The 6,106-nt window shown below is 72.6% G+C and carries 4 protein-coding genes and 1 pseudogene; 3 read left to right on the plus strand and 2 right to left on the minus strand.

Annotated features, from left to right (window positions below; translation table 11 throughout):
• Window positions 1–5 precede the first annotated feature (5 nt).
• Both DEP02_RS21695 and DEP02_RS21700 read right to left on the minus strand, forming a co-directional pair.
• The gene (locus tag DEP02_RS21695) at window positions 6–1,745 is read right to left on the minus strand and encodes a threonine/serine exporter family protein (protein ID WP_112469355.1); all 1,740 of its coding nucleotides are present in this window, start codon (window positions 1,743–1,745) and stop codon (window positions 6–8) included.
• 126 nt (window positions 1,746–1,871) lie between these two features.
• On the minus strand, window positions 1,872–2,363 hold the full coding sequence (locus DEP02_RS21700) for an inorganic diphosphatase (protein ID WP_112469360.1): 492 nt from the start codon (window positions 2,361–2,363) through the stop codon (window positions 1,872–1,874).
• A gap of 79 nt (window positions 2,364–2,442) precedes the next feature.
• Here DEP02_RS21700 and dacB point away from each other — a divergent pair, with 79 nt between their 5' ends.
• From dacB to DEP02_RS34940, 3 genes and pseudogenes are all read left to right on the plus strand, one after another.
• A complete protein-coding gene (gene dacB, locus DEP02_RS21705; protein ID WP_112469356.1) occupies window positions 2,443–4,065 on the plus strand; it encodes a D-alanyl-D-alanine carboxypeptidase/D-alanyl-D-alanine endopeptidase in 1,623 nt (540 codons plus the stop codon).
• A 600-nt stretch (window positions 4,066–4,665) separates the two neighbouring features.
• A complete protein-coding gene (locus DEP02_RS21710; RefSeq protein ID WP_112469357.1) occupies window positions 4,666–5,766 on the plus strand; it encodes a zinc-dependent metalloprotease in 1,101 nt (366 codons plus the stop codon).
• 193 nt (window positions 5,767–5,959) lie between these two features.
• A pseudogene (locus DEP02_RS34940) lies at window positions 5,960–6,106 on the plus strand (tRNA lysidine(34) synthetase TilS); the annotation flags it as partial.

Genomic DNA, 6,106 nt, shown 5'->3' on the forward strand with positions numbered 1-6,106 from the left:
CCGGGTCAGAATCCCCGCGTGCGCTTGGCGGCCCGGCGCCCCTCCGCCGAGGCACCGCCCGGCACCCTGAGGAACAGCCGGAAGATCTCCGACCCGAGGTTCACGCCGATCGCGATGGCCATGGCGAGCGACACCGCCTTGGCCAGCGACACCAGCCCCTTGTCGATGTTGTTCTGCGCGATGGCCAGGAGGCCGAAGTACGTCGCCGAACCGGGCAGCAGCGGACCGATCGCGGCCGTCGTGAAAGGCAGCGCGGACGCGAACCGGTACCGCGACAGCAACTGCCCGAACAGGCCCACCAGGCCCGCCGCCACGGCCGTGGACGCCACCGGCGATATCCCGCCGACGTGGTGCATCGAGGCGTACACCGACCAGGCGACGCCGCCGTTGAGCGTCACCCACAGAACGGTGGACCGCTCCTGCTGCAGCAGTACGGCGAAGGTCAGCGAGAGCAGCATCGACGCGACGATCTGCAGCACGGGCCGCTCGCTGATGCCGAGGGCCGCGTCCGGGGTGAGCGGGGCGCCCAGCTTCACGCCGAAGTACAGGACCAGCAGCACCCCGGTGACGATGCCGACGAAGAAGTACATGACCTCCAGCAGGCGTGCGGAGGCGGTGATGTAATAGCCGGTCAGCCCGTCCTGCACGCTCGCCACCAGCGCCCGTCCGGGCAGCAGCGCGAACAGTCCACCGGTGATGACCGCGGACGCCTTCACGTCGACGTGCGTGACGGTGAGCGCGACACCGATCGCGGCCGGCGGCATCGCGGCGACCGTGAACTGGTAGAACTCCGGCAGTCCGCGCCCGGCGCACAGCCATGCCAGCCGGTCGCCGAGCATCGCGCCGAGCGCGGCCGCCAGGAAGACGAGCGGGCCGCCGCCGACGAGTACGGAGGCCGTGCCCGCCAGCAGTCCGGCGGCTCCGGTCAGCACCCAGCCGGGGTAGGGGTGCCGGTTGCGGCGGATCTCCGCCAGCCGCCGGTAGGCCTCCTCCAGGGAGACATGGGTCTCCGGGTCGCTCAGGTCGTCGACGAGCTGGAAGACGGCCGCCAGACGGGTGTAGTCGGTGCCCCGGCGCCGTACCGTCCGGGACGCCGTCACGGGGTCGTCCACCAGGGACGGCTGGTACGAGATCGACAGCTGTGTGAAGGTGACGTTCGGCTCGCAGCGGTCCAGGCCGTAGGAACGGCAGACCGCGAACATCGCGGTCTCCACGTCCTCGGCGCCCTCACCGCCCGCGAGCAGCAGCTCGCCGATACGCAGGGTCAGGTCGAACACGCGGGGGACGGCCGGGCCGCCCTCCTCCTCGGCGCGCTGCACCGGCTCGGGCGCCGGCCGCTCGGCCACCGGCATGCGCAGCATGGTGCGCATACGGTCCTGCCAGGGGACGTCCTTGGTCAGACTGACCACCGGGATGCCGCCCGGCGGGGTGAAGGCGGGCGGGGCCTGGCGGGCGCTGTAGGTGCTCGGCGGGCTGAACGCGGACCCCTCGGGCTCCGCGGCCGCCGGCTGCGGGATACCGAGCCCTTCCGGGACCATGAACTCGGAGGTGCTCTCCGGCTCGGTCCCCGTCCGGGGGACGGCCAGGCCGTCGGGCAGGGCGAACTCGGACGTCGTGGACGACTCGCCGTCGCCCGGCTGGATCACCGGGATCAGCTGAACCTGGGTCATCGAGACCCCCGCAGGAGCTCTGAACACGCTCCTGGTCTCGTCCGACTGCGGTTTGCGGTCCTCCGCCTCCGTCACTGAGCAACGCTCCCTGTACGACACCTTCCGTCAGCCTCAGTATGCGCAGACGGACGGGGGCGTACACGAACAGGAACAGGCCGTACCGCCCCGGTCGGGTGGCACGGCCCGAGGGCGACGGACGGCTCAGTGACCGCCATGCTCCTGGAAACGCTTGATGGACCGCTCGATCTCGGCCTCGGCCTCGGTGCGGCCCACCCAGTTGGCGCCCTCGACGGACTTGCCGGGCTCCAGGTCCTTGTAGACCTCGAAGAAGTGCTGGATCTCCAGGCGGTCGAACTCCGACACGTGGTGGATGTCCCGCAGGTGCTCCACGCGCGGGTCGGACGCCGGGACGCACAGCAGCTTGTCGTCGCCGCCGGCCTCGTCCGTCATGCGGAACATGCCGATGGCGCGGCACTTGATGAGGCAGCCGGGGAACGTCGGCTCGTCCAGGATGACCAGCGCGTCCAGCGGGTCGCCGTCCTCGCCGAGGGTGTTGTCGACGAAGCCGTAGTCGGCCGGGTAACTGGTCGAAGTGAAGAGTCGACGGTCCAGGCGGATACGACCGGTCTCGTGGTCCACCTCGTACTTGTTCCGCGAACCCTTCGGGATCTCGATCGTGACGTCGAACTCCACCGGTGGCTCCTCCATGATCAGCACATAGTTCTGGTGATTAAGTGTCCCTCACGCAGGTGTGTGATCGCGAAAGGGGCTGGTGGTCGTGCCGGAGCTGAGGGTCTGGCGTGCCGCAAGACCGCGTCTGGCCCGCCTCGCGCGGGCCGCACGGCCGTATCTGGCACGGACGGCACGGACGGCACGGGCCATGAAACCACGGGTCGCGCGGCTTGCGCAGGCCGCCGGGCCGCGGCTTGTGACGCCGAAGACCCGGCAGTACACGGCGGTTGCCGCCACGGCAGGGCTGGCGCTCGCCGCCGGTGCGGTGACCGCCGCCGGTCCCTGGGACTCCACCGGCCAGCGTACGGCCGAGCGGGGCCGGGCGGTCGCCCTGGAGCACGCGGGTGGCGCAGATCACGGCCGCCGAAACGATACGTCCGACACGTCGCGTACACGTGATACGTCCGCCGGCGGGGCCCGGCCCGCGCCCAGTGCCCTGCCGGTGCTGGTGGGACTCGGCGGGGCCGGCGGCCCGGTGGAACCGGTGTCCGACGGCTCGGGTCTCCCGGCCGTCCTCGACCCGCTGCTGAGCAGCCCCGCCCTCGGCACCCGCCGCTCCGCCTCCGTCGTCGACGTGGCCACCGGCAAGCACCTGTACGGCCAGGGGGCCGGCGAGGCGCTCACCCCCGCCTCCACCACCAAGATCGCCACCGGTGTCGCCGCGCTGTCCGCCCTCGGTCCGGACCACCGGCTCACCACCCGCGCCGTCCTGGAGCCCGGCACCGGGGAACTCGTGCTGGTCGGCGGCGGCGACCCCAAGCTCACCGTCCGCGAGGACACCCGGGGCTGGGCGAGCCTGCGTGCCCTCGCCGACAGGACGGCGGCCGCGCTGACCAAGCGGGGTGTGACGAAGGTGGCACTGTCGTACGACACCTCGCTGTACGCCGGCCCCGACCTGCACCCCATCGGCGTCAACGAGAACATCGCCCGGGTCACCGCCCTGATGACCGACGAGGCCCGCACCGACGGCTCGACCAGCGGCCCCGCCCCACGCGTGGCCGACCCGGCGGCTCAGGCGGCGGACACCTTCGCGCGTCTGCTGTCCGACGCCGGCATCCGGACCACGGCCGTCGGGCCGTCCCGGGCGACCGCGCGCGCGGAGACCCTGGCGACCGTCTCCTCGCCCCCGCTGTCCGACCTGGTCGAACGCATGCTCACCCACAGCGACAACGACATCGCCGAGGCCCTGGCCCGCCACACGGCCGTCGCGACCGGCGTCCGACCCGACTTCGCCGGCGGCGCGGCCGCGATCGAGGCCCGGCTCCGGAAGCTCGGCCTTCCCCTGACGGGCGCCGCGTTCCACGACGGCAGCGGCCTCGACCGGGCCGACCGACTCACCGCCGACCTGCTCACGGCACTGCTCCTCAAGGCGGCCGACCCCGCCCACCCCGAACTCCGCCCGGTCCTCACCGGCCTGCCGGTCGCCGGTTTCACCGGCACCCTGAGCCGCCGTTACGCGGACGGGAAGGACGGCGCGGCCGGACTGGTCCGGGCCAAGACCGGCACCCTGACCGGCGTCAACACCCTGGCCGGCACGGTGGTGACCCAGGACGGCCGGCTCCTGGCCTTCGCCTTCCTCGCGGAGAACACCACCAGCCAGGAAGCAGCCCAGTCTGCCCTGGACCACACGGCCACCACCCTGACCACCTGCTCCTGCCACTGACCCCGTCGCCGCCCCCGGCCGCCACCGACTTCGCCCGCCCGGCCGCCCCCGGGTTCCTTCGGCCGGCCGGTGCCGCCGGGTTCGACCCGTCGGCCGTCTCTGGGGCTTCGTGGGGTGTCCGCTGGTTGGCGTTGGGGCTGTTCCATCGGGTCGCGCTCGCTTCCCGGGCCCGGCGGCGGGTGTGCGCCGTCGGCCGGTCCCGTGTCCTCGGTGGTCGGCGCCGGGTGCGTGCCGTGGGTCGGTCGCGGGTGCGGCCAGGCGCCCTGCCGGAGGACGTCGGGTTCTCTCCGCCGGGCGGCGCCGCCCGGCACCGCGGGCCGGCGCCGGTTCGCGGTGCCGGGAAGTTCCGGTCTCCCGCCGCCGTGGGTGGCCGTTCCGCAGGGTGACGGGGATGTCCTGCTCGATCAGGGCTCGGGGAGGGCGAACACGGCCTGCCACTCCGGGCGAGCGGTCACATGGCGCCGGCCCCTGCCCGCGCGGGAAACACCGGCGCCTCTCACGCACACGCCGGCTCCGCGGCCCCTCGCCGCCCTGCCAGTAGCGGCAGTGCTCACGTACCGTTGACCCATGACGAGCATCGGTGGTGCCGGGACTCCCGGGATGGTCGACTGGAATCTCGCGGTCGCGACCGCGACCCGGCTCGTACGGCCGGGCCCCGAGGTGAGCCGGGACGAGGCCCGGGCCGTCGTCGCGGAACTGCGCCGGCACGCCAAGGCCTCCGAGGAACACGTCCGCGGCTTCACCCGTCTGGGTCCCGACGAGACCCATGACACGCCCGTACTCGTGGTCGACCGCCCCGGCTGGGTCCGGGCGAACGTCGCCGGCTTCCGGGAGATCCTCAAACCGCTCCTCGACAAGATGCAGCAGCGCCGCGGCGGCACCCCCGGCGGCGCGGTCCTCGGCGCCGTCGGCGGCAAGGTCACCGGCGTCGAACTCGGCATTCTGCTGTCCTTCCTCGCCTCCCGCGTCCTGGGCCAGTACGAGACCTTCGCCCCGGCCGCCCGCGACCTGCCCGCCGGAGAGAACGGCGGCGGGCGGCTGCTGCTCGTCGCGCCGAACATCGTCCACGTCGAGCGCGAACTCGACGTGGAGCCCCATGACTTCCGCCTGTGGGTGTGCCTGCACGAGGAGACGCACCGCACACAGTTCACCGCCGTGCCCTGGCTGCGCGACCACCTCGAGGGCGAAATCCAGTCTTTCCTGGCGGAGACCGACGTCGACCCCATGGCCTTCCTGGAGCGCATCCGCGATGCCGCCCAGTCGCTGGTCGGCGGCCGCCCCGAGGGCGAGGAGAACGACGGCGGCCGCTCCCTGGTCGAGCTGGTCCAGACCCCGGTCCAGCGGGAGATCCTCGGCCGCCTCACCGCCGTGATGTCCCTCCTGGAGGGCCACGCCGACTACGTGATGGACGGGGTCGGCCCGGACGTCGTACCGACCGTCGCGGAGATCCGCGAGAAGTTCCAGCAGCGCCGCGCCAAGGGCGCCTCCCGCCTGGACATGGCCCTGCGCAAGCTGCTCGGCCTGGACGCCAAGCTGCGGCAGTACCAGGAAGGCGAACGGTTCGTCCGCGCGGTCGTCGAGCAGGTCGGCATGGACGGCTTCAACCGGGTGTGGACCTCCCCGAACACCCTCCCCACCAAGGGGGAGATCGCCAAACCGGCGGACTGGATCACACGGGTGCACCGCAGGGCCGAACCGTGACCACACCGGCGACCGCCGTGAACCAAATCCGGCCGACGGCAGGCAAACGCCACTCCAATCACCCGTCCGAGGGACCGTGAGCGAGGGATAGGCGTGCGATGCTCGGGGAGCACCCCGATTCTGTCACCATCTACACACTCTGAGTGACCGATATCGGGCTCACCCCCGAAGACTTTCGTGAAGGGAACCGGACATGGGTCCCCATCCTGCGGTCGCGGCGATACGCCTGGCGGTACGCCGCGTCCTCCACGACATCCTGAACGAGCAGCTCCCGCCCCAGCCCGCGCCGCCGGCCGCGCACGGCCGGCCGGGTCCCTGGGCCGCGCAGCCCCCCGGGCAG

It is taken from the genome of Streptomyces triticisoli, from assembly GCF_003270085.1.
GTDB lineage: Bacteria > Actinomycetota > Actinomycetes > Streptomycetales > Streptomycetaceae > Streptomyces > Streptomyces triticisoli.